The following is a 26956-nucleotide window of genomic DNA, read 5'->3' on the forward strand; positions in this document are numbered from 1 at the left end:
CCGCCGCCATTCAACCGTTGCCGGTGCCAGGGTCCAGCTGGCTCACGACTGCGAATGAGGGAGCAGGCCTGCGCGGACGAGGCCCGTGCGTGAGCACGCCTTGCCCATCGAGCGGCGACGGTGGTTCGGCCGGTGTTGGCGCGGACGCCGTTCGCGATGGAGTCCACCCCACGAAGTGCGCCAGCATGAGGGCGCCGGACACGATGACCACCGAGGCATGGATTGCCGCGCGTTTCATGCCGGACGTGTTGAGCGCACGTGGTCGCACGGCATCACCCAGTAGTGCCAGCACCGCCAGAACCGCCAGTACGATCAGCGCGCCCAGCAGGCAGCGGACAATCGCGACCTGCAACTTCGGGATGTTGAAGCGCCTGGGCTGCGATATCGCCAGCCAGAAGGCGACCTGATCCGCGTCCAGTGGCGCCAGCGTGTCGCGGACGGTATGCACCCCCAGATGCTGCATCGTGCGCCGCATGGTGCCTGCGCGCCCGGGCACGCAGGACGACAGCAGCGATTGCAGCCAGTGCCACGGCCGGGTCAAGCGTTCCACGCGGGCACGGGCTTCATGGGGGGACACCCGATCCTGCGGTCGGTCCAGTGCTGTGGTGAGGGCCGCATGGTTGCGCGGCTGCAGCTGCCAGTGGCGATGCAGTTGGCTGCGTCGTGCACGGACCCGGTAGGGATCGATATCAGCCCGGATCTCATTCCAGCAGAAGTATCGACCGAGCAGATCGAAATTGGACTCGCACAGCGGGCCGCCCTGGTGCAGCAGCTGCTGCAGGACCACGTCACCGATACGTGGCCTGTCGGCCAATGACCACAGCTCCGGACGCCCGGCCAGCCAGTGCTCGAAGCTGGCCGGGTCGGTGTCGCCGGCGGTGTTGATCAGCAGGCGCGCAAACCGGGGCAGGTTCAATGATGGCTCCACCACATCGTCCGGCATGTCGGTGTCGAGCGTGCATGGATGATGCAGCTCCGGCATGTGGTCCATCGGCGAATGGCTGTCGTACGGCGCCAGTGGCTCGGGCGGGCTGTTGTCCGCAGGCGTGGTCGCGAGCGCTTCTGCACTGCTTTCCTCCTGCCACTGCGCACGGTTGCGTATCCACCGCAGCGCTTCCTGATAAGCCTCGTGCAGCGTCTGGAATGCCACCGGGTCTTCGTCCGGGCGCGCCGCGCGCAGTCTCTGCGCGTAGGCGCGCTTGATCGCCCGTTCGTCGGCGCTGGCGTCGAGCCCGAGAGCGTCCAGCGCCCGGTTCACGCAGTGTTTCCAGAGGCCGGCGGAAGCCGGTCAATCGGCGCGTGACGACGCGCGCGGTGCACGAACTCGGCGCCCCACTGCAGCAGGGTGAGAACGATGCCTGCTTCGGCGATCAGCATGGCAAGTACCATGAACACGCCGTGGCGGACTCCGAATCGCATCCGGGCACCGACGCGTCGCCACAGGCGCGCAGTCGCCAAGGGCAGTGCCATGAAGATCAGCAGCGTACCCTCCATGCGGTGGCCCAGGCCATGGACAAGAACCAGGCTGCCGATCGCCATCAACGGCGCAGGTAGGGCCAGCAGCAGCCCTGCACGCCGATGAGTGAGGTCAAGCGTAAGTTGGCGCAGCGCCCAGCGAACAGGCACCCACAGTACTCCCATCACCGCCAGCAGCAGGCCCAGGAGCGCCCCCATCTGGACGAATATCGAGGCTTCGCCCGCCTTTCCCTGGACCAACGAGACACCTGCGATTCCACCGAAGAACAACAGGCTGCAGACGCCCAGCAGCACGCCACGCAGCGCGTTCACCTGCCAGCGCCACCGCCTGGGCCGGGAGACGTCGGCAAGACTTCGCCAGAACAGGATCTGCTGCGGATGCCATGCCTCGGGCAACTGCTCGCTTCCCCCCGACTCGATGGCATCCAGCAGCGCGTTGACTTCACTGATGTGCTCGGGCAGCTGCGCCTGCCAGAGGGATCGCCGCAGGTTCCATGGCTGCGACAGGTAGCGCAGGCAACGACTGACTGTGATCCTCCCCAACCGCAGGCTGCCCTCTTGTTCAAGCAGTGCCGACAGCTCTGCCGCATTCCCGGTCTCGGCGGCCCAGCGTCGATGACCGCGCGACTGGATCGATGCCAGCCTGTCCGGATCCACGCCATCGTGTACATCATCCCAGCCAAAGCAGCGTGCCAGCAGACCCATGTTGGCTGCGCTGACGCTGTTGTGACTGCGTGCCAGTTCATCCAGCAGCGCGTCGCCCACCAATGGCTTGTAGCGCAGCGACCACAGCACCGGCGTGGCCTCCAGCCAGGGGCCGAAGTCTTCAGGGGAAGACAGATGGGCCATGCGCAGGATCGTGTGCGCATGGCCCGATACGTGGACCGCTCCCTCCAGTTCCGCCACTTGTGCCGTGCGCAGCAGCACAGGCGTGCCGCGAGGTGGCCATGGAGGCGAGTACGAACGCGTTTCGGGCGGCGCCCATGCCACGTCTGCGTCGGGCGGCCAGGGTGCGATGTCGGTTGCATGCTCCGCCGGTTCGTCTTCGTCTGCGGTATTGGCCAGCGCTTCCTGGCGGACCCAGTCCAATGCCGCCTGATAGGCCTCATGCAGGTGCTGGAAGGCGATGGGATCCTCGTCGGGTCGAGTCACCCGCAGGCGATTTGCATAGGCGCGCTTGATCGCGCGCTCGTCAGCGGCTTCGTCCAGCTCCAGGACGTGAAGTGCCCAGCTCATGCATCGCGCTCGAGGGTGTCCAGTGCCTCGTCCAGCTGACGGCGATGACGCTCGACGGCAATGGCGTCCTGGCCTTCCAGCACATGGCGGAAGCTGCTCAGCCACGACTGCAGCTGTTCGCGGTGATGGATGCGTTCCTCGTACAGGCGCTCGGTGCGGGCGATCACCGCGAGGTTGGGCTGGGCGTCACGCGGGTGGATCTTCAGCGCTTCCAGTGCGCGCAGGCGCTGCTGGATCTCTTCGGGTGACAGCAGCCCGGGATTCTGTTCCAGGATGAGCTCGTGGCGCTTGCCGGTGGCATCCTCAGTGACTTCGACCTGCAGCAGCCCGTTCACGTCGTAGGTAAAGCGGGCGGTGACGCTGCGCTCCTGCATCGGGACAGAATGGGTCAGCGGCACGGTCAGCTCACCGAGCTTGATGTTGCGATCCACCGTCGGGCTCTCGCCCTGGAACACGTCGATACGGATGGCGTCCTGCCGCTCGTGCAGCGGGTAGAAGCGATCCTCGCGGCTGACCGGCACCACGCTGTTGCGCTGGATGATCGGGTGGAAGTAGCCGCTGCGTTCGCCACCGGCAGCATCCTGGCGGGACACCTGCGTGCCGAGCGTGTAGGGGCAGACATCGGTCAACACAACTTCGCGCAAGGATTCGTCGCGCGCCTTCAATCCCGCTGCAACGGCGGCGCCCAAGACAATCGCCTGGTCCGGATGGATATGGCGCAGCGGAAGCCGACCGAACATGCGGGTCGCCAGCTTGCTGACCATCGGCATGCGTACCGCACCGCCGACCAGGATGATGTCGTCCAGCGCGTCGGGCTTGAGCCGGGCGTCGCGGATCGCGCGTTCGATGGGCCCACGCATGCGCAGCAGCAGCGGTTCGCAGAGCTGGGTGTAGCGCGCCTCGTCCATCTGCCACTGGCGTTCGCTGCCGGCCAGGGGCAACTGCAGGCTGGCAGCGCCGCTCAGGCTGAGTTCGCGCTTGAACAGTTCCAGTCGACGCAGCAGCTGCGCCTGTTCGGCAGCGGACAGGTCGCTGGTGGACGTGCCCTGGTCGGCATGGAAGGCCCGCACCAGTACCTGCAGGAAATCCTCGCCGCCCAGGAAATTGTCGCCGGCGCTGGCATGCACTTCGACCACGCCGTCGAACAGTTCCAGGATGGAGACGTCGAAGGTGCCACCGCCCAGGTCCAGCACCAGCACGCAGCCTTCGCCGTCACGCTCCTGCAGGCCATAGGCCAGCGCGGCGGCCGTGGGTTCATTGATCAGGCGCTCGACGCGGATGCCGGCCAGCTCGCCGGCTGCCCGGGTAGCCTTGCGCTGGGCGTCGGAGAAATAGGCCGGTACGCTGATCACTGCCTCCTCCACCTTGTGGCCCAGTGCGGCTTCGGCGTCAGCCAGCAGCGAGCGCAGCACCATGGCCGAAAGCTCCTCGGGGCGGAAACTGCGCTCACCCAGCCGGGTCTCGCGATCGCTGCCCATCCAGCGCTTGAAGTGGGCCACGGTCTGCTGTGGATGGCTGACCAGGCGGTCGCGGGCTGGCTGGCCAACCAGCACGGCGCCATCGACCAGGCTCACCACCGACGGCGTCAACAGCTCGCCATGGGCATTGGGGAACAGCTGCGGCCCGGTTGCCGTGTGCATGCCGATGAGGGAATGGGTGGTGCCAAGATCGATACCGACGATCATCTGCTGACGTCCGTTGTGCAGGGAACCGCGATTGTAGGAGTGGCCCCGACCCCCTGACCATCGGGCGTTGCCCGACAGCGCCCCACGGGCTATGGTCCCGGGCTGTTCTGTCGTACCGGATTGCCTCATGTCATCACGCAAAGCCCTTCCCACCGCCCTGGCCCTGGGCCTGACCCTCGCCGCCGGTGCCCACGCCGATGAAGGCATGTGGATGCCGACCCAGCTGCCGGAACTGGCCAAGCCGCTGCAGGCCGCAGGTTTCAAGGGCAATCCGGCCGACCTGGCCAATGTCACCGCGCCGCCGCTGAGCGCCGTGGTGCGTGCCGGTGGCGGCACCGGTTCGTTCGTGTCCGCCGACGGCCTGCTACTGACCAACCACCACGTGGCGATGGGCGTGATCCAGTACAACAGCTCGCCCGAGCACGACCTGATCACTGGTGGCTTCATCGCCAGGGACCGTGCCGACGAGCGCCCGGCCAACCCGGACTTCCGCGTGCTGGTCACCGTCGGCTTCGACAAGGTGACCGACCAGGTGCTGGCGCAGGCGCGTGGCAAGACCGGCCGCGCCTACTTCGATGCCGTCGATGCGGCCAGCAAGCAGATCGTGGCCGAGTGCGAGAAGGACGGCAGCGTGCGCTGCTCGGTGGCCAACATGTACTACGGCACCGACTTCTACCGGATCGCCCAGCTGGAACTGAGCGACGTGCGCCTGGTGTACGCGCCGCCGCGTGCGATCGGCAACTACGGCGACGAGATCGACAACTTCATGTGGCCGCGCCACACCGGCGACTTCACCCTGCTGCGCGCCTACGTGGGCAAGGACGGCAAGCCGGCCGCCTACAGCAAGGACAACGTGCCCTACCAGGCGCCGGCACACCTGCAGATGTCGGTGGAAGGCCCGAAGGAAGGCGACTACGCGATGCTGGCCGGTTACCCGGGCATCACCTACCGCCATCGTACCGCGGCCGAATTCGCTGGCCAGATCGATACCGTGCTGCCGCGCCGCGTATCGGTGTTCCAGCAGATGATCGACACCATCGAGGCCGCCAGCGCCAAGGATGCACAGGCGCGCACCCGCTACGCCTCGCAGCTGCAGTCGCTGAAGAACAACCGCAAGCGCGCTGCCGGTGAGCTGGAAGGCCTGCTGCGCAGCGACGCGAAGGCCCAGCGTGCCGCCGACGAGACGGCGATGCTGGCGGCCACCGACCGCAAGTACCAGGGCGACATCAAGGCACTGCTGGCCAACCTGTCGCAGGGTGCGGCGGTGGGCGAGCGTGACTTGCTGCTGGACCAGATGGCCGCGCAGAGCCAGCTGCTGCGTTCGGCGTTGCTGCTGGAGCGCCTGCGCATCGAATCGGCCAAGCCGGACGCGCAGCGCGAAAGCGGCTACCAGCAGCGCGACCAGGCGATGATCGAAGGCGTGCTCAAGCAGGTCCAGCGCCGTTACGCACCGGAGGTCGAGAAGGCGCTGCTGACCACTCTGCTGACCCGCTACCAGCAGCTGCCGGACGCGCAGCGCGTGGCCGAGTTCGACGCGGCCTTCGGCCGTACGCCGCAGCAGCTGGCCAAGGCGCTGGACACCCTGTATGCGGGCACCCAGCTGGGTGACGAGGCGCAGCGCCTGTCGCGCTTCGCTGCCGCACGCGAAGGCAAGGCGCTGGCCGCCGATCCGCTGATCGCCGTGGCCGGCCCGCTGGTGGCCGCGCAGCTGCGCATCGAGAACGAGAGCAAGACCCGCGAAGGCGAGCAGCTGCGCCTGCGCCCGGCCTACATGCAGGCGCTGTTCGCCTGGCGTGCCAAGCAGGGCCGCGCCGTGTACCCGGATGCCAACCGCACCCTGCGCATCAGCTACGGCAAGGTCGAGGCGCTGCACCCGCGCGATGGCGTGACCTACTCGCCGGTGACCACCGTGGCCGGCATCGTCGAGAAGAACACCAACGCCTATCCGTTCGATGCGCCCAAGCCGCTGCTGGCGGCGATTGCCAAGGGTGACTTCGGCAGCACCGCCGACCCGGCGCTGAAGACCCAGACGGTCAACTTCCTGACCAACCTGGATACCACCGGCGGCAACTCCGGCTCGCCGGTGCTCAACGCCAAGGGCGAACTGATCGGCCTGAACTTCGACAGCAACTGGGAATCGGTCAGCGCCAGCTGGTGGTTCGACCCGCGCTACAAGCGCGCCGTGCACGTGGACATGCGCTACCTGCGCTGGCTGCTGGCCAAGGTCTACCCGGCGCCCGAGCTGCTGAAGGAAATGGGCGTGCCGGCCCAATAAAGCCGGTACCTGGCAGGTGCCCACCGCTTCCTGGTGGGTGCCCATTGATTCCCGGTAGGTGCCCACTGTCAGTGGGCACGGATGTCCCCGTCACGACCAACGGTCGTGACCCACCAGACGGACCAACGGTCGTGACCCACCGCCATGACCTACCCTCACGACCAACGGTCGTGATCTACTGGCCCCTGTTCCGACGGAAATGCACGCGTGGTCTCCAGCTGGATCCTGCTGCTGGTCTCGGTTGCCTATGCCGCGCTGCTGTTCGGCGTGGCGTGGTGGGGTGACCGCCGGCCGATGTATCCCGATCGGCCGTGGCTGCGGCCGGTGGTGTACAGCCTGGCGCTGGCCGTTTACTGCTCGTCGTGGACCTTCTACGGCGCGGTGGGTACCGCCGTGCGCAACGGCATCGGCTACCTGCCGATCTATATCGGTCCGTTGCTGCTGCTGTTGTTCGGCTGGCGCATCATCGAACGCCTGGCGCTGATCGCGCGCAGCCAGAACGTGGTCTCCATCGCCGATTTCATCTCCTCGCGCTTCGGCCGCTCGCGGCGGTTGGCGGCACTGGTGGCGATCATCGCCCTGATCGGCATCATCCCGTACCTGGCCCTGCAGTACAAAGCGGTGGCGATGAGCCTGCAGGTGCTGACCGGCAACAGCGGCCCGACCGGCTTCTTCACCGATCCGGCGCTGTACGTGGCGCTGCTGATGGCGCTGTTCGCCACCCTGTTCGGCACCCGCCAGGTCGACGCCACCGAGCACCACCACGGCATGATGCTGGCGATCGCCTTCGAATCGGTGATCAAGCTGCTGGCCATGCTGGCCGTGGGCGTGTTCGCCTACCTGTGGCTGAGCAACCGCACCGACGCGGTGGTCGAGTCGGTGCATACGCTGTTCACCGGCCTGCCGCCGGTGGGCTTCATCTCGCAGACCCTGCTCAGCTTCCTGGCCATCATCTGCCTGCCACGCCAGTTCCACGTGGCCGTGGTCGAGTGCGGTGACGTGCGCGACGTACGCCGCGCGCGCTGGATGTTCGGTGGCTACCTGGTACTGATCTCGGGCATGGTGCTGCCGATCGCCACCGCCGGCGTGACCCTGTTCGGCACCGGCGGCAGCGTCGCCGACGACTCGATGGTGCTGGCCCTGCCGCTGGCCGAAGGCCGCAACGCGCTGGCGCTGATCGCCTATGTGGGCGGCTTCTCCGCCGCCACCGGCATGGTCATCGTCTCGTCCATCGCGCTGGCCACCATGGTCAGCAACGATCTGGTGATGCCGGTGCTGCTGCGTCGCAGTGGCGACCATCAGGAAGCCGCCGACGTTGCCTCGCGCGTGCTGTGGATCCGCCGCCTGGCGATCCTGCTGCTGGCGCTGATGGCCTACAGCTACTACCGCACCAGCAGCAACGACAGCACGCTGGCCTCGTACGGCCTGATGGCGTTCGCGGCGGTGGCGCAGTTCGCGCCCGGGCTGATCGGCGGTCTGTACTGGCGCGGCGCGAGCCGGCGTGGTGTCGAGGTGGGCATGCTGCTGGGCTTCGCCACCTGGCTGTACACACTGCTGCTGCCGGCGATGACCATGGCCGGCTGGGTCGATGCTGGCTGGGTGCAGCACGGCCCGTTCGGCATCGAGTGGCTGCGCCCGCAGCAGCTGTTCGGCATGACCGGCTGGGACCCGCTGACCCATGGCACGTTCTGGTCGCTGCTGGTCAATGCGGCGACGATGATGCTGGTGTCTGCACGATGGCGGCCCGGTGTGGACGAGCGGCTGCGCGCCGCGCCGTTCCTCGACCCGTATGCCGAACGACCGTCGGTGGCGGGTGGTTGGCCGGGTCACGTGCATGTGGGCGATCTGCTGGCGCTGGCTTCGCGCGTGGTCGGCGAGCGCCACGCGCGGCGTTCGTTCTTCGAGCAGGCACAGTCGCTGGGCCGCGAGCTGCAATCCTCGGCGCCGGCCGACCGGCCGTGGGTGCAGTTCACCGAACGCCTGCTGGCCGCGTCGATTGGTGCGGCCTCGGCGCGCCTGCTGCTGACCAGCCTGCTGCGCGGCTCGGGCATGGACCTGGGCGAAGTGGTGGCGGTGCTGGACGAAGCCGGGCAGGAACTGCGCTTCAACCGCGAGATCCTGTCGACCACGCTGGAGAACATCAGCGCCGGGGTCAGCGTGGTCGATCCGGACATGCGGCTGACCGCATGGAATCGTCGTTACCAGGACATGTTCGGCTACCCCGACGGCATGCTCTACGTAGGTCGCCCGGTGGCCGACCTGATCCGCTACAACGCCGAGCGCGGCGAGCTGGGCGAAGGCGATATTGAAGTGCAGATCAACCGCCGCATCGGCTACATGCGCGCCGGTTCGCCGCACGTGTTCGAGCGCACCCGCAGCGACGGCAAGGTGATCGAGATGCGTGGCCAGGCGCTGCCCGGCGGCGGTTACGTGACCAGCTACAACGACATCACCGACTACAAGCACGCGGAAAAGGCCCTGCTGGAAGCCAACGAGACGCTGGAACAGCGCGTGGCAGAGCGTTCGCATGAGGCCGAGGTCGCGCAGCAGTCGAAGACCCGCTTCCTGGCGGCGATCAGCCATGACGTGCTGCAGCCACTGAACGCCGCACGCCTGTTCGCTTCCGCGCTGCGCGACAGCGATCACGTGAGCGATGAGCAGAAGCACCTGGCCGAGCGCGTGGATGCATCGCTGCGCGCGGCTGAAGAACTGCTCGATGGCCTGCTGGACGTATCGCGCCTGGACGCCGGCGGCCTGCACCCAGTGATCGGCGAGTTCGACGTGAGCGCGCTGATGCGCGAACTGGCTGCGCAGTACACTCCGGTCGCCGCCGGCCGTGGCCTGCGCCTGGATCTGTTCGCACGCCCGGCATGGGTGCGTAGTGACCGCCGCCTGCTGCGCCGCGTGCTGCAGAACTTCCTGGCCAATGCGCTGCGCTACACGCGCCAGGGACGCATCGTGCTGGCCGTGCGCCAGCGCGGCGACGAAGTGGAGCTGCAGGTCTGGGATACCGGGCCCGGCATTCCCGAGCACCACATGCGGCAGATCTTCGACGAGTTCCACCGCTACCAGCAACCGTTCGATTGGGGTGAGCAGGGGTTGGGGCTGGGCCTGTCGATCTGCCAGCGCATCTCGCGCCTGCTTGACCATCGCCTCAATGCGCGCAGCCGGGTCGGCAAGGGATCGATGTTCTCGATCATCCTGCCGCGGGTCGCACCGCTGCCGGGCTACACCGAACTGGCCGCGCCGGTACAGGCCGTCGCCGCGCCGGTGCGCAGCGATTCGCTGGCGGGCCTGCGCGTGCTGTGCGTGGACAACGACGAGGAGATCCTCGACGGCATGCGCGCACTGCTCGGCCGTTGGCAGGTGCAGGTGATCACGGCATCGACGTTGGATCAGGCGTTGGAGAAGGTGGCCGAACGGCCACAGGTGATGCTGGTCGACTACCACCTGCACGACCGCATGGATGGCCTGGACGCGCTTGTGGCCCTGCGCGAAGCCGCCGGTTACCCGCTGCCGGGTGCGTTGTTGACCGCCGATGGCCGCGATGAGCTGAAGCGGATGGCACGCGAGCGTGGCTACCGCGTGCTGACCAAGCCGATCAAGCCGGCCTCGCTGCGCGCCTTCCTCGGCGCGCTGCGCGACGCGCAGTAGTGCCGGCCGCTGGCCGGCAACCACTTCATCGGCCTAGCAGTAGATCCACGCCATGCGTGGATGTGACGTCAGGTAGTGCCGGCCGCTGGCCGGCAACCACGTAATCGCTCGCCTCTGGCGCGTTACCCCACGCCGTGCAGGTGCTCGTACAGGATCGTCGCGCCGATGATCACCAGAATAACGCCACCGATGATCTCGGCACGCTTGCCCACCATGCTGCCCAGCACGCGGCCGAGCATGATGCCGGCGGTGACCATGGTCAGCGTGCACAGGCCGATGACCGCAGCCATCACGCCGATATGCACGTCCATGAAGGCCAAGCCGATGCCTACCGCCATCGCATCGATGCTGGTGGCGAAACCGGTCAACGCCAGCTTCCAGAAGCCGTGGTGCTGCGAGGGGTCCTCGTCTTCCTCGGCACTGTCCGGGCGGAGGCCGTTGTAGATCATGTGGATGCCCAGCGCGCCGAGCAGGCCGAAGGCGATCCAGTGGTCGAAAGCTTCCACGTACTGCAGCGCGGCGCGACCGAGCAGCCAGCCGATGATGGGCGTGATCGCCTCGATGACGCCGAAGATGATGCCGGCACGCAAGGCATCGCGGAACACCGGCCTGCGCATGGCCGCACCCTTGCCGATCGCGGCGGCAAAGGCATCGGTGGACATGGCAAAGCCGATCAGGAGGATCGAAATGGGGGACATGGACAGCGGCTGAGGTCGGGCTAGGACGGACGCACGGCCTGCGCTCGCGCCCAACCTGACGTTGCGCGCGCGGGCCGCTGGTCTCGCCAACCATCATGGTTGTCCACGCCACGGCGCACTGGCCGAGTATGTTGACGTGGACGATTCCTGCGAAGGAATCCGGCTACTCCCCAAGGGGACGCGAAGCTTAGCATCGCGATTCGCGCGTGGCGCATTTCCAGCGAAACGCGCAGGCAGGGCTGGTTTGTATAGCGATGGCTATATCGCGAGCGCAACGGTGGCTGGTAGTGCCGGCCGCTGGCCGGCATGCGCAACGGCGAGAGCGTGCCAAGCAAGCTTGGCACCTACCGAAGCGGTTTCGGGTGATTTCAGGAGCTGAAGGCGATTGCCGGCCAGCGGCCGGCACTACCTCAATCTTCTTCCGGCGGCAGCACGATGGCGTCGTCGTCGATCGCCAGCTTGCCGGCCATCAGCACGGCCTGGGTGCGGTTGGTCACGCCCAGCTTGCGCAGGATGGCGGTGACGTGGGCCTTGATCGTTGCTTCGGAGACGTTGAGGTCGTAGGCGATCTGCTTGTTCAAGCGGCCTGCGCCCAGCATCTGCAGTACGCGGAACTGCTGCGGGGTCAGCTCGCGCAGGCGCTGGCCGACTTCGCGCTCTTCGCTGCCGGTGGGCGGCACGTTGTGCGCTTCCGGTGGCGCCCAGGTCTCGCCATCGAGGATGGTGCCCAGTGCATGACCGATGGTGTCCGAATCCGCAGACTTCGGAATGAAGCCCAGCGCGCCGTGGTCGAGCGCGCGGCGCATCACCGTCGCCTCTTCGCGCGCGGACACCACTACCACCGGCAGGTGCGGATGCAGCGAGCGCATGTGCACCAGCGCGTTGAAACCCTGCGCACCGGGCATGTTGAGGTCCATCAGGACCAGGTCGGCGTCGTTGTGCTGGTCGGCCAGCGCATACAGCGCTTCCACGCTGTCTGCCTCGAACAGCTGCACGCCGGGGATGACCCGCTGCACGGCGCCGCGCAGGGCTTCGCGGAACAGCGGGTGGTCATCGGCAATCAGGAGGGTGGTCATGGTCGGGGGGAACCGTGGGGGAAAGCAGATGGGGTCAGAGCCCTTTCCTTGCGGAAAGGGATCCGACCCCGGTCGTACATCAGCGCACCTTGCGCTCGTCCACCAGTGACGCCACCACCGACGGATCAGCCAGGGTCGAGGTGTCGCCGAGCTGGTCCGGCGCGTTCTCGGCGATCTTGCGCAGGATGCGGCGCATGATCTTGCCCGAGCGGGTCTTCGGCAGGCCCGGTGCCCACTGCAGGTGGTCGGGCGTGGCGATCGGGCCGATCTCCTTGCGCACCCAAGCGATCAGCTCCTTGTGCAGCTCGTCGCTCGGTGCCTCTTCGGCCACCAGGGTGACGTAGGCGTAGATGCCCTGGCCCTTCACGTCGTGCGGGAAGCCGACCACGGCCGCTTCGGCCACCTTCGGGTGCGAGACCAGCGCGCTTTCCACTTCGGCGGTGCCGATGCGGTGGCCCGACACGTTGATCACGTCATCGACGCGGCCGGTGATCCAGTAATAGCCGTCCTCGTCGCGTCGGCAACCGTCGCCGGTGAAGTAGCTGCCCGGGTAGGTGCGGAAATAGGTATCGATGAAACGCTGGTGGTCGCCGTACACCGTGCGCATCTGGCCCGGCCAGGAATCACGGATGATCAGGTTGCCCTCGGTCGGGCCGTCCTGGATCTCGCCATCGGCATTGACCAGCGCCGGCTGCACGCCGAAGAAGGGCAGGGTGGCCGAACCCGGCTTGAGGTCCATCGCGCCGGCCAGCGGCGAGATCAGGATGCCGCCGGTCTCGGTCTGCCACCAGGTATCGACGATCGGGCAGCGGCTGTCGCCGACCACCTCGTAGTACCAGCGCCAGGCTTCCGGGTTGATCGGCTCGCCGACGCTGCCGAGCAGGCGCAGCGAGGCGCGCGAGGTCTTCTTCACCGGCTCCTCGCCTTCGCGCATCAGCGCACGGATGGCGGTCGGGGCGGTATAGAAGATGGTCACCTTGTGCTTGTCGATGACGTTCCAGAAGCGCGAGGTGTCCGGGTAGTTCGGCACGCCTTCGAACATCAGCGAGGTCGCGCCGTTGGCCAGCGGCCCGTACACGATGTAGCTGTGGCCGGTGACCCAGCCGACGTCGGCGGTGCACCAGTAGATGTCGTCCTCGCGCAGGTCGAACACCGCTTCATGGGTGTAGGCCGCGTACAGCAGGTAACCGCCGGTGGTGTGCAGCACGCCCTTCGGCTTGCCGGTGGAACCGGAGGTGTAGAGGATGAACAGCGGGTCTTCCGCGTTCATGCGTTCCGGTTCGCAGGTGGCCGGCTGGCTGTCCACCACATCGTGGAACCAGCGGTCGCGCGGGGCCTGCATGTCCACCGCGCCGCCGGTGTGGCGCACCACCAGCACGGTTTCCACGGTATTGGTGCCCGGCAGCTTCAGCGCGGCATCGACGTTGGCCTTCAGCGGAATCCTGCGGCCACCGCGCAGGCCCTCGTCGGCGGTGATGATCAGCTTGCTCTGGCAGTCGCTGACACGGTCGGCGATCGAGTTCGGCGCGAAGCCACCGAACACCACCGAGTGGATCGCACCGATGCGCGCGCAGGCCAGCATGGCCACGGCGGCGTCGACGATCATCGGCAGGTAGATGGTGACGCGGTCGCCCTTCTTGACGCCGAGATTGCGCAGTGCATTGCCGAGGCGGCAGGTGCGCTCGTACAGCTCGCGGTAGGTCACGTGCTGGGCCGGTGCATCCGGGCCGTCCGGCTCGAACAGCAGGGCGGTCTTGTCGCCGCGCGTTTCCAGCTGGCGATCCAGGCAGTTCACGCTGGCATTGAGCTCGCCATCTTCGAACCACTTGATGTGGAAGTCGGACAGGTCGTAGCTGACGTTCTTGATCCTGGTCGGCTTGCGCATCCACTGCAGGCGCTCGGCGGCCTTGCCCCAGAAACCATCCGGGTCGGTCACCGAAGCCTGGTACTGCTGTTCGTACGACGTCTTGTCGATGCGTGCCTTGGCGGCGAACTGCGGATCGACGGGGTAGATATCAGCCATGGCACCCTCACTTGCACGTTGACTTTGTATGTGCGGTCGCAGCATCGCAGCGACCGATCCCCTTCAGTTTGCCCCATCCACCCCCGGCCGCGTCACCACTCTGGTTAGACCATGGTCGAAAGTGAGCGCCCAGCAGGGCCGGGTTCGACCAATGGCGAATAGCCGCTATACATAATCGCCCCGCAGTCTCGGCTCGACCGTGCCCCACGCGCGGCATCACCTTGCCACTTGGGAGAGAGGGCAACATGAGCCACCGTACGTTGAAAGCCGTGCGCACACCTTTGGCGGCCTGCCTGTTGGTCGCCCTGGTCGCACCGGGCATGGCGTTCGCTGAGACCGCCAAAGAGAAGGCACTGGAAGCACGCGTTGCCGAACTGGAACGCCAGGTCCAGCTGCTGCTGTCTTCGCAGCAACAACAACAGACCCAGATCAGCCAGACCCAGCAGGCGGTGACCGAAGTGCGCACGGTGCAGGCCGAGCAGAAGCCGGTCGCCTCGGTGCCGGCCGGCAAGCAGCCGATCCAGGTCACCACCATCACCCCGGGCGCCGCGCCGGGCACCACGGTCAAGATCGGTGGCTTCATCAAGGCCGACTTCCTGGCCACCCAGACCAGCGATGGTCAGCTGGCCGACGACGCCACCGGCCGCTCGCTGTACCTGCCGGGCCAGACCCCGGTGGAAGGCGCCGGCGGCAGCGGCAAGCGTTCGGGCACCGACTTCAATGCCCATGCCAAGTTCTCGCGCTTCAACCTGGGCATCGACAACGTGAGCGAATCGGGCAACAAGGCCGGTGCGTTCTTCGAGATGGACTTCTTCGGCAACTCGCTGGGCAACCAGACCGCCACCAATACCTACGGCGTGACCCTGCGTCATGCCTACATGTACTGGAACAACTGGATGGCCGGCCAGACCTGGTCCAACTTCATGGACGCGGCGTCGCTGCCGGAAGCGGTCGACTTCGTCGGCCCCACCGACGGCGTGATCTTCGTGCGCCAGGCCCAGGTGCGCTACACCCAGGGCGGCTTCAGCGTCGCACTGGAAAACCCGGAAACCACCACCCTCACCGGAACCCGCAACCCGGTCACCGGCGCCTGGACCAACACCAGCGCCAACTCCGACCGTGGCAGCCTGCCTGACCTGACCCTGCGCTATGGCTGGAAGGGTGACTGGGGCACCTTCGGTGTCGGCGGCATCGTCCGTCAGCTGAAGGTCGACAACCAGGCCACCGGCGCCAAGGCCGACAAGGTGGCTGGCGGCCTGACCCTGGGCGGCAAATGGGTGATGGGTGACAGCGATTCGCTGCACTACCAGCTGACCGGCGGCGAAGGCATCGCTCGCTACATCGGCCTGGGCATCACCGCCGATAGCGCCTACGACGTGGCCCGCGACGAGCTCAACCCGACCGGCGTGCTGGCCGGCTACGTGGGCTGGCGGCATGCGTTCTCGCCGAAGCTGCGCACCAACCTGATCTATGCGCGCAGCGACTACGACAACGACAGCATCCTGGGCCCGCTGGTGACCAAGAGCGTGCAGAGCATCCGCGGCAACATCTTCTATTCGCCGCTGCCCAAGGTCGATATCGGCGCCGAACTGATGTACGGCCGTCGCGAAGTGGAGAACGGCAACAAGGGTGACATCACCCGATTGCAGTTCACCACGAAGTACAGCTTCTAAGAGCGTGCCGGCCAGCGGCCGGCACCTACCGAGATGGGGTGCCGGCCAAGGTCGGCACCTACCGAGATGGGGTGCCGGCCAAGGTCGGCATCTACCGAATTGAGTGCCGACCAACGGTCGGCACCCACCAACAACGATTGCTTCGGAGGGGAAGCGTCCCATGTCCAGTACACCCAGCACCGCACATAAAGCGGGCACCCTGACCAAGGGCCACAAGAAGGTCATCTTCGCCTCGAGCCTCGGCACGGTCTTCGAGTGGTATGACTTCTTCCTGTACGGCTCGCTCGCGGCCATCATCGCCAAGCAGTTCTTCAGCGGCGTCAATGAAACCACGGGCATGATCTTCGCCCTGCTGGCGTTTGCCGCCGGCTTCTTCGTGCGTCCGTTCGGCGCGGCCTTCTTCGGCAGCCTCGGCGACCGCATCGGCCGCAAGTACACCTTCCTGGTCACCATCCTGATCATGGGCATCTCGACCTTCCTGGTCGGCGTGCTGCCCAACTACGCCTCGATCGGTTTCGCCGCACCGGTGATCCTGATCATCCTGCGCCTGGCCCAGGGCCTGGCGATGGGCGGCGAGTACGGCGGTGCCGCCACCTACGTGGCCGAGCACGCGCCGGACGACAAGCGCGGCCTGTACACCAGCTTCATCCAGTGCACCGCCACGCTCGGCCTGTTCATGTCGCTGCTGATCATCCTGGCCTGCCGTTACTTCCTGGGCAATGAAGCCTTCGAAGCCTGGGGCTGGCGCATTCCGTTCCTGGTCTCGATCCTGCTGCTGGGCGTGTCGGTGTGGATCCGCCTGCAGCTGAGCGAGTCGCCGCTGTTCCAGCAGATGAAGTCGGAAGGCAAGGGCTCCAAGACGCCGTTCCGTGACAGCCTGAAGGGCGGCAACCTGAAGCTGATGCTGCTGGTCCTGCTCGGTGCGGCGGCCGGCCAGGCCGTGGTCTGGTACGGCGGCCAGTTCTACGCGCTGTTCTTCCTCAGCAGCATGCTGAAGGTCGATGCCACCACCTCCTACCTGCTGATCGCGGCCGCGCTGGCGCTGGGCGTGCCGTTCTTCATCTTCTTCGGCTGGCTGTCCGACCGCATTGGCCGCAAGAAGATCATCCTGGCCGGCTGCCTGCTGGCGGCCATCACCTACATCCCGATCTTCAAGGGCCTGACCCACTTCGCCAACCCGGCCATCGAAGAAGCGCGTGCATCCTCGCCGGCGCTGGTCGTCGCCGATCCGAACACCTGTTCATTCCAGTTCGATCCGGTGGGCCTGCGCAAGTTCACCAGCTCCTGCGACGTGGCTACCGCCGCGCTGACCAAGGCTGGTGTGCCGTACGACGTACAGCCCGCTGCCGCCGGTTCGCTGGCGATGGTGAACGTGGGCAGCGCCAGCGTCACCTCGTATGAGGCCGCCGGCCTGACCAAGGAAGAAGGCAAGGCCAAGGCTGACGCGTTCGGTGCGGAACTGAAGACCGCCCTGACCACCGCCGGCTACCCGGCCAAGGCCGATGGCGCCCGCATCAACATCGCCGGCACCATCTTCATGCTGTGGCTGCTGGTGCTGTACGTGACCATGGTCTACGGCCCGATCGCCGCTTACCTGGTCGAACTGTTCCCGACCCGCATCCGCTACACCTCGATGTCGCTGCCGTACCACATCGGCAACGGCTGGTTCGGTGGCTTCCTGCCGGCGATCTCGTTCGCGCTGGTGGCCGGTACCGGCAACCTCTACTACGGCCTGTGGTACCCCATCATCATCGCGCTGATGTCGGTGGTGATCGGCGGCCTGTTCCTGCGTGAGACCAAGGACGTGGATATCACCAAGTAACCGGTGTGCCGACCAACGGTCGGCACCCACCGGGTTTCAGGGGCCGCGGTGCAGACCGCGGCCTTTCCGTTTGTGGGGCGTGCCCACTCGGCTCGCAATCCGGTAGTGCCGGCCGCTGGCCGGCAACGGCTTTATGTCCGCGGAGATTCATGAGGTTGCCGGCCAGCGGCCGGCACTACCATTGGGTTGCGCAGCACCCCGTATAGTCGGCCCATGACCACCACTACGCCGGAAGACCTTCCCGCCCTCCTGCACACCCTGCGCAGCGCCTGGCAGTCGCAGCGCCCTTCGCCCGACCAGCGCGAAGCTGACCTGCGCCGCCTGCGCGAGGCGTTGAAGCCACGCCTGGACGAAATGGCGCAGGCCATCGCCGAGGACTTTGGCCATCGCGCCCACGTGGAATCGAAGCTGGCCGATGGCATGAGCGTGCTGTCGGCCATCGATCACCTGCGCCGCCACCTGCGGCGCTGGTCGAAGCCGCAGCGGGTCGGTGCAGGCTGGAAGCTGTGGCCGGCGCGTGCGCAGCTGCGGCCGACGCCGCTGGGCGTGGTCGGGGTGATCTCGCCCTGGAACTACCCGGTTACGCTGGCGCTGGTGCCGCTGGCCACCGCGATTGCCGCCGGCAACCATGTGTTGCTGAAGCCCTCGGAACACACACCACGCACCAGTGCATTCCTGGCCGATCTGCTGGCCAGTGTGTTCCCGCCCGATCGCGTGGCGGTGGTGCAGGGCGGGGCGGATGTGGCGGCGGCGGTGTCCTCGCTGCCGCTGGACCATCTGCTGTTCACCGGCTCGACGGCCGTCGGTCGCAAGGTGATGGCGGCCGCCGCCGAGCATCTGGTGCCGGTCACGCTGGAGCTGGGCGGCAAGTCGCCGGCGATTGTCTGCCGCGATTTCCCGCTGGACAAAGCCGCCGCGCGGTTCGCCACCGGGAAATGGTTCAACGCCGGGCAGACCTGCATCGCGCCGGATTACGTGCTGATCGACACCGTGCGCCAGCGCGAGTTCGTACAGGCGCTGCAGCAGCAGGTGCGCGAGCGCTATGGCGACTTCAGCGATGCCGACGACTACACCCGCATCATCAATGAAGGCCAGTACCGGCGCCTGCAGGGCTATCTGGCACAGGCGCGCGAACGCGGCGTGCCGGTGATTCCGCTGGCGCAGGTGGATGAGGCGCGCGCCGACCGCGAGCGCCTGCTGGTGCCGACCGTGGTGCTGGACCCGCCGGACGACCTGGACCTGATGCGCGAGGAGATCTTCGGGCCGATCCTGCCGGTGCGGGCCTATCCGGATCTGGATGCCGCGCTGGCCGACGTGCTGTCCCGCGACCGGCCGTTGGCGCTGTATCCCTTCAGCCATGACCGGGCCACGGTGGAGCGCATCCTCGGCCAGGTGGTGGCCGGTGGGGTGACGGTGAATGACACGCTGCTGCACTTCGCCGCCGATGGCCTGCCGTTTGGCGGGGTCGGGGCCAGCGGCATGGGCGCGTACCACGGCCGCGCCGGGTTCGATGCGATGAGCAAGCGGCTGCCGGTGCTGTGGCAGTCGCGCTGGGCGGCCAGCGACCGGCTGCGGCCGCCGTATTCGAAGATTGCGGGGTTGTTGAAGCTGCTGCTTCGGTAGTGCCGGCCGCTGGCCGGCAACCGCATGGACCGTCGGCAAGACCCTGCAGTTGCCGGCCAGCGGCCGGCACTACCGGTGGGTGCCCACCTGGGGTGGCACGCGTGCCAAGCGCACCCGGGTAGAATGCCTGCATGAAGATCGCCTCGTGGAACGTCAATTCGCTCAATGTCCGCCTGCCGCACCTGGAGCAGTGGCTCAGGGAGTTCGGCCCGGACATCGTCGGTATCCAGGAAACCAAGCTGGAGGACCACAAGTTCCCCGATTCTGCGCTGATCGCCGCCGGCTACCGCAGCGTGTTCGCCGGCCAGAAGACCTACAACGGCGTGGCGCTGCTGTCGCGTGAGCCGGCGCAGGACGTGCAGATCGGCATTCCCGGCTTCGAGGACGAACAGAAGCGCGTCATTGCCGGTACCTTCGGCGACCTGCGGGTGATCAACCTGTACGTGGTCAATGGCCAGGACATCGGCACCGACAAGTACGACTACAAGCTGCGCTGGCTGGAAGCGGTGCATGCCTGGATCGCCGAAGAACTGCAGCGGCATCCGAAGCTGATCGTGATGGGTGACTTCAACATCGCCCCGGACGCGCGCGATGTGCACGACCCGGAGGTGTGGAACGACAACCACATCCTGACCTCCACCGCCGAGCGCGGCGCGCTCAACAAGCTGCTGCAGCTGGGCCTGCACGATGGCTTCCGCCTGCACAACGACGAGGCGGGCACCTTCAGCTGGTGGGATTACCGTGCCGCCGGCTTCCGCCGCAACCTGGGCCTGCGCATCGACCTGACCCTGGTCTCCGATGCGCTGAAGGGCAGCGCGGTGGCCTCGGGCATCGACCGCGAGCCGCGCACCTGGGAACGCCCGAGCGACCATGCGCCGGCCTGGGTGCAGATCGGTTGAACGAACAGGGCCCGACGATTGCCGGGCCCGTTCTGGATCATCTGCCGGCCAGTGGCCGGCACTACCCTCAGATCACCGTATGCTCTTGCGGGTGAACAGGTTGACGATCGCCAGCAGGATCACCGCGCCGATCAGCGAGAACAGGAAGGTGCGGATGGTGATCGCTTCGTTGATGCCGCCGCCGAACAGCCAGCCGGAAATCAGCGCGCCGACGATGCCGACCACGATGTTGAGGATGATGCCCTGCTGGGCATCGCGCTTCATGATGATGCTGGCCAGCCAGCCTACGATGCCGCCGACGATCAGCCAGATGATGATGCCCATGATCGAACCTCCGGTGGGAAACTGTGACCAGTTGACGCGCACGGCCGTGAACCCGTCGTGCAATTGCGTGATGGGCGCGTGCGGATGAGCCTGCCAGCCACCCTCGACGGCCCGTGGCGCTTCGGTCCGGTAACGGTCTGGCGGCGTCCGCACGTGCCGGGCCAGCGCGGTGAACCGCAGGCGCGGCAGGTACTGGCGCAGGCGCTGGGCACCGATCCGCAGACGCTGCCACTGGTCCGTGACGACAAGGGCCGGCCGGAGCTGAGCGGCCCGTTGGCCCACTACGGGACCGGCTGGAGCCACAGCGGTGAGGTGCTGCTGGTGGCGCTGGGCGAAGGCGTGCGGCTGGGCGTGGACCTGGAACTGCTGCGGCCGCGGCCGCGTCTTCTGGAGATCGTGCGGCGCTTCTTCCACCCGCAGGAGGTGGCCTGGCTGGAACGCCTGGACGAGGCCGACCGCGAGCACTGGTTCTTCCGCGTGTGGTGCGTCAAGGAAGCCATCCTGAAGGCGCACGGCCAGGGCATCTCGTTCGGCCTGCACCGCCTGCAGCTGGCGCCGGGGGCCGATGGCGCCCTGCACCTGCGCTGGTGCGACCCGGAACTGGGCGAGGCCGCGCGCTGGCACCTGCACGAATGGCAGGCCACCGGCCAGTTCCGTGCGGCGTTGGCCTGGTATCCGCACTGAAGCGGGGAATCAGCGCGCAAAACCGGCGATAATGGCGGCATGAGCGAACACCCACTTCCCGCCAGCGTGGCTGCCACGCTGGAACAGGGCCTGGCCAGCATGGGCCTGGACGCCGCGCTGGCGCCGCCGCTGCTGCGCTACCTGGCCCTGCTGCACCGCTGGAACGGCACCTACAACCTCACCGCCATCCGCGACCCGCAGGAGATGGTTACCCGCCACCTGCTCGATTCGCTGGCGATGCAGCCGTTCGTGGCTGATGGCAGCCTGGCCGACCTCGGTACCGGCCCCGGGTTGCCCGGCATCCCGCTGGCGATCGCCTGCCCGGGCCTGCAGGTCACCCTGGTGGAGAGCAACGGCAAGAAGGCGCGCTTCATGCGCGAGGCCGTGCGCCAGCTCGGCCTGGGCAACGCCCGCGTGGCCGAATCGCGGGCCGAAGCGCTGGACGAGGCCGGTCGTTACGACCAGCTGACCGCGCGCGCAATGGATACCCTGGCTGGCATCGTCCGCGTCGGCGGCCATCTGCTGCGCCCCGGTGGCGTGCTGCTGGCCATGAAGGGCGTCTACCCGCATGAGGAGATCGCGGAACTGCCGGCTGGCTGGCAGGTGCGTGAGGTGACCCCGCTGAGCGTGCCCGGCCTGGCCGGCGAACGCCACCTGGTCACCGTTACAGGTCCCTGATTCCCGCCGCCAGCCCTTTGTGGAACAACGGGTTGGCGATCCACGATTTCCGCAAGGGGCCGGTTGTACGCATAATGACCGGTCCCAACCATCCGTCGACGAGGCACACCCGCATGGCCCGCATCATCGCCATCGCCAACCAGAAGGGTGGCGTCGGCAAGACCACGACCGCCGTCAACCTGGCCGCTTCTCTGGCCAACGCACCCAAGCGCGTGCTGTTGGTCGACCTGGACTCGCAGGGCAACGCGACCATGGGCAGCGGCGTGGACAAGCGTGAGCTGGCGGCCTCCACCTGCGATCTGCTGCTGGGCGAGAACAGCGCCGCCGATGTGCGCGTGCAGACCGCCGAAGGCTACGACCTGCTGCCGGGCAACATCGACCTGACCGCCGCCGAGATCCAGCTGATGGGCCAGAGCGAGCGCGAGCAGCGCCTGAAGCGCGCACTGGCGCCGATCCGCGACGAGTACGACTACATCCTGATCGATTGCCCGCCGGCGTTGTCGCTGCTGACGCTCAACGCGCTGGCCGCCGCCGATTCGGTGATCGTGCCGATGCAGTGCGAGTACTACGCACTGGAAGGCCTGAGCGCGCTGGTGGAAACCATCGAAGCGCTGCGCACCAGCCTGAACCCGGCGCTGGAGATCGAAGGCGTGCTGCGCACCATGTTCGACGTGCGCAACAACCTGGCCAACGCAGTGTCGGCCGAGCTCACCGAGCACTTCGGCGACCGCGTGTTCCGCACCATCGTGCCGCGCAACGTGCGCCTGGCCGAGGCGCCCAGCCATGGCCAGAGCATCGTCGGCTACGACCGCGCCTCGCGCGGTGGCGTGGCCTACCTGGGCCTGGCCGGCGAGATCATCCGCCGCAACAACGAACGCAACAAGGCCGCCAAGGCCGTGGAGACCGTCTGATGACCAGCAGCAAGCCGGCAGCCAAGAAGCGAGGCCTCGGCCGTGGCCTGGACGCGCTGCTGGGCCCGAAAGGCGCGGTCAGCCAGGTGCAGGCCACCACCGCGGTGATTGAGCCGCTGCCGGGTGAAGTGCTGCGCAAGTTGCCGGTCGGCCAGCTGCAGCCGGGCAAGTACCAGCCGCGCCGCGAGATGGACGAGGGCAAGCTCTCCGAGCTGGCCGACTCGATCAAGTCGCAGGGCGTGATCCAACCGATCCTGGTGCGCCAGCTGCCGGCAGGCAACTACGAAATCGTCGCCGGTGAGCGCCGCTGGCGCGCATCGCAGCTGGCCGGCCTGGACGAAGTGCCGGTGGTGGTGCGCGAGCTGGAAGACCGCACCGTCATCGCGATGGCGCTGATCGAGAACATCCAGCGCGAAGACCTCAACCCGCTGGAAGAAGCCGAGGCGCTGCAGCGCCTGATCAGCGAGTTCACCCTGACCCATGCCGAGGCCGCCGAGGCCGTCGGCCGCTCGCGCGCGGCGGTGTCCAACCTGCTGCGCCTGCTGGAGCTGCCGGTGGCGATCCGCTTGCTGCTGGAAACCCGCCGCCTGGAAATGGGCCACGCCCGCGCGCTGCTGACCCTGGCTCCCGAGCTGGCTGGCAAGCTGGCGCAGGAAGCGGCCGATGAAGGCTGGTCGGTGCGCGAGGTCGAGCGCCGTGCGCAGGCCTTCGCGGCCGGCAAGGTGCCGAGCAACCGCCCGGTGGCGACGCCGAAGGTGCAGCAGGCCGACATCGCCTCGCTGGAAACCGAACTGTCCGAAGCACTGGGTGCCAAGGTGGCGATCAACCACGGCCGGGGCGGCAAGGGCAAGCTGATCATCCACTACACCGATCTGGATACCCTGGACGGCGTGCTGGAAAAGCTGCGTACGCGCCAGGGCTGAGCCCGGCGCCGCGTCAGGGGGTGCGGCCTGTTCCCGCCGCGTCCTGCAGATGACAGGGAACGCACCGCCGCGCGTGCCGGGGATGCACTGCTCTCCGGTCCGTGGCCTCATCCAGGGAACAGGACATGAGCAACGAATACGAGGACGTCAGCCCGGACGGCACCCAGATACTGGTACATCGCCGCGAAAAGGACTTCGTGCCCGCCATCGGCGAAGAACAGCACATCGAGGCGATCAGCGCCCATCTCGAACGCCATCTGGGCCCGGTGTCCGGTGTCTTCCACGAGATCATCTCCGATCTGGTGCACATCGACGTGCACGTGGTGCCGGCCAATGACCACTGCCCATACCTGCGCCTGGTCACCTCCGGCATGAGCGACCTGCCGATGACCGTGCCCGCCGAGGTGGACGCGGACGTGCCGCGCTACATGGAACTGATGGTGACCCTGCCGGCCGACTGGCCGATCTCCCAGGACGCCTTCGAGGACGAGCGCAATTACTGGCCGGTGCGCCTGCTGAAGGGCATGGCACGGTTGCCGCACGAGTACGACACCTGGCTGGGCTTCGGCCACACCATTCCCAACGGCCATCCCAGCGAGCCCTACGCGCCGGGCGTGGGTTTCGACGGTGCCATCGTGCTGTCGCCGGTGACCGCCCCGGAGGACTTCGCCACGCTGGCGCTGGAGGACGGCAGGACCATCAGCTTCATGAGCCTGGTTCCGCTGTACCCGGAAGAGATGGACCTGAAGCTGAGGAAGGGCGCCGAGGCGCTGCTCGACCGCTTCGATGCGAAGAACATCCAGGACGTGATCGAACCCGGCCGCACCAACGTGGCGAAGAAGCGTTTCGGATTGTTCTGAGACCGGTAACATCAGGGGCCTGAATTTCGTTTCCAGGCCCCTGTCATGACCATCCTGCTCACCGGCGCTGCCGGCTTCATCGGTGCCTACACCGCCCGCGCGCTGCTGGAGGCCGGCCAGCCCGTGGTTGGCCTGGACAACTTCAACGACTACTACGACCCGCAGATCAAGCGCGACCGCGTGGCCGCGCTGTGCCCGGCGCTGGACCTGCGCACCCTGGACCTGACCGACCAGCAGGGTCTGGCGGCACTGTTCGACGAGGTGAAGCCGACTGCGGTGATCCACCTGGCCGCGCAGGCCGGCGTGCGCTATTCGCTGGAAAACCCGCACGCCTACGTCGACAGCAACCTGGTCGGCTTCGTCAACATGCTCGAACTGTGCCGCCACCGTGGCGTGCAGCACCTGGTGTATGCCTCCAGCAGCTCGGTCTACGGCGATTCGGCCACGCCGCCGTTCTCCGAGGACCAGCGCGTGGACCAGCCGCGCTCGCTGTACGCGGCGACCAAGGCGGCCAACGAGCTGATGGCCTACACCTACGCGCAGCTTTACGGCCTGCATGCCACCGGCCTGCGCTTCTTCACCGTGTATGGCCCGTGGGGCCGGCCGGACATGGCACCGCTGCTGTTCTCGCGTGCGGTGCTGGCCGGGCGGCCGATCGACGTGTTCAACGAGGGCCGCATGCAGCGTGATTTCACACATGTCTCCGACATCGTGTCGGGTATCCTCGGCGCGCTCGCGCATCCGGCCGATGGTCCGGTACCGCACCGGGTGTTCAACCTCGGCAACCATACGCCGGTCGAGCTGGAGCGCTTCATCAGCGTGATCGAGCAGGCCGCCGGTCGCCCCGCGCAGAAGGTCTACAAGCCGATGCAGCCGGGCGACATGGTGCGCACGATGGCCGATACCCGGCGCGCCCATGACGCATTCGGCTTCGACGCGGTGACCCCGATCGAAGAAGGGTTGCCCCCCGTCGTGCAGTGGTGCCGCGAGTATTTTGGCGACCGCGCCTGAGGACGGATCCTCACACAGCCGGATTCATCTTCGGATAACCTCGGCTTCGGAGAATGCGCGGTCTTTGTCCCCCTTTGGCCGAGTGCCTTATGAGCCAACCCGAGCTTTCCGTTGTCGTCCCGGTGTTCAACGAACGCGACAACGTCGCCCCGCTGGTTGCCGAAATCACCGCTGCACTGCGTGGCCGGCTGCCGTTCGAGATCGTCTACATCGATGATCACTCGCGCGATGACACCCTGGCGGTGCTGCAGGGCCTGAAGGCGACCACACCGGAACTGCGGGTGCTGCACCATGTGAACCAGAGCGGGCAGAGCACCGCCGTGCGCACCGGTGTCAAGCACGCACGTGCGCCGTGGATCGCGACCCTGGATGGCGATGGCCAGAACGATCCGGCCGACATTCCCAAGCTGCTGGCCGCGCGCGATGGCGCCGAGGCGCAGGTGAAGCTGTTCGCCGGCTGGCGGGTCAACCGCCAGGACAGCGGCAGCAAGCGCTGGGCCAGCAAGTGGGCCAACGCCATCCGCGCGCGCATGCTGCGCGACGATACGCCCGATACCGGCTGCGGCATCAAGCTGTTCGAGCGCAGCGCGTTCCTCGACCTGCCGTACTTCGACCACATGCACCGCTACCTGCCCGCGCTGATGCAGCGTGCCGGCTGGAAGACCACCAGCGTGCCGGTCAACCACCGCCACCGTACCGCCGGCGTGTCCAAGTACAACAACCTGGGCCGTGCACTGGTCGGCATCCGTGACCTGCGCGGCGTGGCGTGGCTGATCACCCGCAGCAAGCGCACCGCGGTGGAGGAGCGTTGATGGATCTGGAGCTGCACTGGCTCGACCAGCCGCTGACCTGGTTGTACTGGACCGGCCTGCATGTGACCGGCTGGAAGCTGATCGGCTATACCGGCGCGCTGATGTTCGGCGGCCGCTGGCTGGTCCAGTTCATCGCGTCCAAGCGTGCGGGCAAGCCGGTGATTCCGCGCCTGTTCTGGTACATGAGCGTGGTCGGCAGCCTGATGACGCTGAGCTACTTCCTGTTCTCGGCCAAGCAGGACTCGGTGGGCGTGCTGCAGAACCTGTTCCCGGCGTTCACCGCGCTGTACAGCCTGCAGCTGGACATCAAGCACCGGGGCTGGAAGCGGGACAAGGCCAGCCATTGAGACTGCGCCGGGATGCGGTCTGCCGTGGGTAGAGTCGACTGTCAGTCGACTTTCGCGCGGAGCGCGGGGTTTGCTGCATATGGCGGAAGAGCAGCCGACTGACAGTCGGCTCTACCACGCGCCTTCGGCGCTGGGGCCCCGGCCTGCGGCCGGTTCCCGGCCCTGCCTGCCGTGGGTAGAGTCGACTGTCAGTCGACTTTCGCGCGGAGCGCGGGGTTTGCTGCATGTGGCGGAAGAGCAGCCGACTGACAGTCGGCTCTACCACG

General features: G+C 67.1%; 21 protein-coding genes and 1 riboswitch. Of the genes, 14 read left to right on the forward strand and 7 right to left on the reverse strand.

Translation table 11 applies throughout. From position 1 onward, the window contains the following. Nucleotides 1–10: 10 nt before the first annotated feature. The 3 genes from AC5P5X_RS19900 to AC5P5X_RS19910 form a co-directional block, all read right to left on the reverse strand. Nucleotides 11–1258, reverse strand: coding sequence for a J domain-containing protein (locus tag AC5P5X_RS19900; protein ID WP_012481645.1), 1248 nt, complete (start codon nucleotides 1256–1258; stop codon nucleotides 11–13). Next, nucleotides 1255–2403 (reverse strand): heat-shock protein, encoded by a 1149-nt coding sequence (locus tag AC5P5X_RS19905; RefSeq protein ID WP_172986132.1) that lies wholly within the window; start codon nucleotides 2401–2403, stop codon nucleotides 1255–1257. Before AC5P5X_RS19905 ends, AC5P5X_RS19900 begins: the two co-directional genes overlap by 4 nt. Before the next feature lie 305 nt (nucleotides 2404–2708). Further along, nucleotides 2709–4397 (reverse strand): molecular chaperone HscC, encoded by a 1689-nt coding sequence (locus AC5P5X_RS19910; protein WP_012481643.1) that lies wholly within the window; start codon nucleotides 4395–4397, stop codon nucleotides 2709–2711. Nucleotides 4398–4524: 127 nt separating this feature from the next. Between AC5P5X_RS19910 and AC5P5X_RS19915 the strand changes: the two genes are divergently transcribed. Beyond that, complete coding sequence (locus AC5P5X_RS19915) at nucleotides 4525–6672, forward strand: S46 family peptidase (RefSeq protein WP_049397049.1); 2148 nt, start codon at nucleotides 4525–4527, stop codon at nucleotides 6670–6672. A 207-nt stretch (nucleotides 6673–6879) separates the two neighbouring features. Further along, entirely contained in the window at nucleotides 6880–10326 is a 3447-nt protein-coding gene (locus tag AC5P5X_RS19920; protein WP_111189038.1) for a hybrid sensor histidine kinase/response regulator, read from the forward strand. A gap of 122 nt (nucleotides 10327–10448) precedes the next feature. Here AC5P5X_RS19920 and AC5P5X_RS19925 read toward each other — a convergent pair whose 3' ends face one another. The 3 genes from AC5P5X_RS19925 to acs all read right to left on the reverse strand — a co-directional run bounded on the left by AC5P5X_RS19925 (nucleotide 10449) and on the right by acs (nucleotide 14123). Then, nucleotides 10449–11024, reverse strand: coding sequence for a manganese efflux pump MntP (locus AC5P5X_RS19925; protein ID WP_049397048.1), 576 nt, complete (start codon nucleotides 11022–11024; stop codon nucleotides 10449–10451). A gap of 88 nt (nucleotides 11025–11112) precedes the next feature. After that, nucleotides 11113–11202: riboswitch (yybP-ykoY riboswitch) on the reverse strand. A 232-nt stretch (nucleotides 11203–11434) separates the two neighbouring features. Beyond that, on the reverse strand, nucleotides 11435–12100 hold the full coding sequence (locus tag AC5P5X_RS19930; RefSeq protein WP_006477308.1) for a response regulator transcription factor: 666 nt from the start codon (nucleotides 12098–12100) through the stop codon (nucleotides 11435–11437). A 79-nt stretch (nucleotides 12101–12179) separates the two neighbouring features. Then, the gene (gene acs, locus AC5P5X_RS19935; RefSeq protein ID WP_005411661.1) at nucleotides 12180–14123 is read right to left on the reverse strand and encodes an acetate--CoA ligase; all 1944 of its coding nucleotides are present in this window, start codon (nucleotides 14121–14123) and stop codon (nucleotides 12180–12182) included. A gap of 245 nt (nucleotides 14124–14368) precedes the next feature. On the opposite strand from acs, the gene AC5P5X_RS19940 reads away from it, so the two are divergent. From AC5P5X_RS19940 to xth, 4 genes are all read left to right on the forward strand, one after another. Then, the gene (locus AC5P5X_RS19940; RefSeq protein ID WP_111189039.1) at nucleotides 14369–15796 is read left to right on the forward strand and encodes a DcaP family trimeric outer membrane transporter; all 1428 of its coding nucleotides are present in this window, start codon (nucleotides 14369–14371) and stop codon (nucleotides 15794–15796) included. A gap of 160 nt (nucleotides 15797–15956) precedes the next feature. Further along, nucleotides 15957–17618: an MFS transporter gene (locus tag AC5P5X_RS19945; RefSeq protein WP_005411659.1), complete on the forward strand. Its 1662-nt coding sequence runs from the start codon at nucleotides 15957–15959 to the stop codon at nucleotides 17616–17618. Between the two features lie 213 nt (nucleotides 17619–17831). Then, nucleotides 17832–19241, forward strand: a complete 1410-nt coding sequence (locus AC5P5X_RS19950) for a coniferyl aldehyde dehydrogenase (protein ID WP_099485160.1) — start codon at nucleotides 17832–17834, stop codon at nucleotides 19239–19241. Nucleotides 19242–19372: 131 nt separating this feature from the next. Beyond that, complete coding sequence (gene xth, locus AC5P5X_RS19955) at nucleotides 19373–20140, forward strand: exodeoxyribonuclease III (RefSeq protein ID WP_033835352.1); 768 nt, start codon at nucleotides 19373–19375, stop codon at nucleotides 20138–20140. Between the two features lie 72 nt (nucleotides 20141–20212). Here xth and AC5P5X_RS19960 read toward each other — a convergent pair whose 3' ends face one another. Next, nucleotides 20213–20464 (reverse strand): GlsB/YeaQ/YmgE family stress response membrane protein, encoded by a 252-nt coding sequence (locus AC5P5X_RS19960; protein WP_005411656.1) that lies wholly within the window; start codon nucleotides 20462–20464, stop codon nucleotides 20213–20215. A gap of 84 nt (nucleotides 20465–20548) precedes the next feature. Between AC5P5X_RS19960 and AC5P5X_RS19965 the strand changes: the two genes are divergently transcribed. The 8 genes from AC5P5X_RS19965 to AC5P5X_RS20000 all read left to right on the forward strand — a co-directional run bounded on the left by AC5P5X_RS19965 (nucleotide 20549) and on the right by AC5P5X_RS20000 (nucleotide 26690). After that, complete coding sequence (locus AC5P5X_RS19965; RefSeq protein ID WP_033835351.1) at nucleotides 20549–21148, forward strand: 4'-phosphopantetheinyl transferase family protein; 600 nt, start codon at nucleotides 20549–20551, stop codon at nucleotides 21146–21148. Nucleotides 21149–21187: 39 nt separating this feature from the next. Further along, nucleotides 21188–21826, forward strand: a complete 639-nt coding sequence (rsmG, locus tag AC5P5X_RS19970) for a 16S rRNA (guanine(527)-N(7))-methyltransferase RsmG (protein WP_012481632.1) — start codon at nucleotides 21188–21190, stop codon at nucleotides 21824–21826. 113 nt (nucleotides 21827–21939) lie between these two features. Continuing rightward, on the forward strand, nucleotides 21940–22737 hold the full coding sequence (locus AC5P5X_RS19975) for a ParA family protein (RefSeq protein ID WP_005411653.1): 798 nt from the start codon (nucleotides 21940–21942) through the stop codon (nucleotides 22735–22737). Further along, complete coding sequence (locus AC5P5X_RS19980; RefSeq protein WP_005411652.1) at nucleotides 22737–23660, forward strand: ParB/RepB/Spo0J family partition protein; 924 nt, start codon at nucleotides 22737–22739, stop codon at nucleotides 23658–23660. Before AC5P5X_RS19975 ends, AC5P5X_RS19980 begins: the two co-directional genes overlap by 1 nt. Before the next feature lie 125 nt (nucleotides 23661–23785). Next, on the forward strand, nucleotides 23786–24520 hold the full coding sequence (locus AC5P5X_RS19985) for a suppressor of fused domain protein (RefSeq protein ID WP_099473895.1): 735 nt from the start codon (nucleotides 23786–23788) through the stop codon (nucleotides 24518–24520). Between the two features lie 45 nt (nucleotides 24521–24565). Beyond that, nucleotides 24566–25531: an NAD-dependent epimerase/dehydratase family protein gene (locus AC5P5X_RS19990; protein ID WP_005411650.1), complete on the forward strand. Its 966-nt coding sequence runs from the start codon at nucleotides 24566–24568 to the stop codon at nucleotides 25529–25531. Between the two features lie 89 nt (nucleotides 25532–25620). Beyond that, the gene (locus tag AC5P5X_RS19995) at nucleotides 25621–26343 is read left to right on the forward strand and encodes a glycosyltransferase family 2 protein (protein WP_005414909.1); all 723 of its coding nucleotides are present in this window, start codon (nucleotides 25621–25623) and stop codon (nucleotides 26341–26343) included. Next, nucleotides 26343–26690, forward strand: coding sequence for a lipid-A-disaccharide synthase N-terminal domain-containing protein (locus AC5P5X_RS20000; RefSeq protein WP_005414908.1), 348 nt, complete (start codon nucleotides 26343–26345; stop codon nucleotides 26688–26690). The genes AC5P5X_RS19995 and AC5P5X_RS20000 overlap by 1 nt, the downstream gene beginning before the upstream one ends. Nucleotides 26691–26956: the final 266 nt, after the last annotated feature.

The organism is Stenotrophomonas sp. YJH_SMC_91, assembly GCF_059368495.1.

Excerpts from the sequence above, each read along its gene's own strand:
- AC5P5X_RS19965 (WP_033835351.1), top strand. The coding sequence starts at position 20,549 with ATGAGCCTGCCAGCCACCCTCGACGGCCCGTGGCGCTTCGGTCCGGTA.
- xth (WP_033835352.1), top strand. The coding sequence starts at position 19,373 with ATGAAGATCGCCTCGTGGAACGTCAATTCGCTCAATGTCCGCCTGCCG.
- AC5P5X_RS19915 (WP_049397049.1), top strand. The coding sequence starts at position 4,525 with ATGTCATCACGCAAAGCCCTTCCCACCGCCCTGGCCCTGGGCCTGACC.
- AC5P5X_RS19950 (WP_099485160.1), top strand. The coding sequence starts at position 17,832 with ATGACCACCACTACGCCGGAAGACCTTCCCGCCCTCCTGCACACCCTG.
- AC5P5X_RS19985 (WP_099473895.1), top strand. The coding sequence starts at position 23,786 with ATGAGCAACGAATACGAGGACGTCAGCCCGGACGGCACCCAGATACTG.
- AC5P5X_RS19925 (WP_049397048.1), bottom strand. The coding sequence starts at position 11,024 with ATGTCCCCCATTTCGATCCTCCTGATCGGCTTTGCCATGTCCACCGAT.
- AC5P5X_RS19960 (WP_005411656.1), bottom strand. The coding sequence starts at position 20,464 with ATGGGCATCATCATCTGGCTGATCGTCGGCGGCATCGTAGGCTGGCTG.
- AC5P5X_RS19930 (WP_006477308.1), bottom strand. The coding sequence starts at position 12,100 with ATGACCACCCTCCTGATTGCCGATGACCACCCGCTGTTCCGCGAAGCC.
- rsmG (WP_012481632.1), top strand. The coding sequence starts at position 21,188 with ATGAGCGAACACCCACTTCCCGCCAGCGTGGCTGCCACGCTGGAACAG.
- AC5P5X_RS19910 (WP_012481643.1), bottom strand. The coding sequence starts at position 4,397 with ATGATCGTCGGTATCGATCTTGGCACCACCCATTCCCTCATCGGCATG.
- acs (WP_005411661.1), bottom strand. The coding sequence starts at position 14,123 with ATGGCTGATATCTACCCCGTCGATCCGCAGTTCGCCGCCAAGGCACGC.
- AC5P5X_RS19990 (WP_005411650.1), top strand. The coding sequence starts at position 24,566 with ATGACCATCCTGCTCACCGGCGCTGCCGGCTTCATCGGTGCCTACACC.
- AC5P5X_RS19995 (WP_005414909.1), top strand. The coding sequence starts at position 25,621 with ATGAGCCAACCCGAGCTTTCCGTTGTCGTCCCGGTGTTCAACGAACGC.
- AC5P5X_RS19945 (WP_005411659.1), top strand. The coding sequence starts at position 15,957 with ATGTCCAGTACACCCAGCACCGCACATAAAGCGGGCACCCTGACCAAG.
- AC5P5X_RS20000 (WP_005414908.1), top strand. The coding sequence starts at position 26,343 with ATGGATCTGGAGCTGCACTGGCTCGACCAGCCGCTGACCTGGTTGTAC.
- AC5P5X_RS19980 (WP_005411652.1), top strand. The coding sequence starts at position 22,737 with ATGACCAGCAGCAAGCCGGCAGCCAAGAAGCGAGGCCTCGGCCGTGGC.
- AC5P5X_RS19975 (WP_005411653.1), top strand. The coding sequence starts at position 21,940 with ATGGCCCGCATCATCGCCATCGCCAACCAGAAGGGTGGCGTCGGCAAG.
- AC5P5X_RS19940 (WP_111189039.1), top strand. The coding sequence starts at position 14,369 with ATGAGCCACCGTACGTTGAAAGCCGTGCGCACACCTTTGGCGGCCTGC.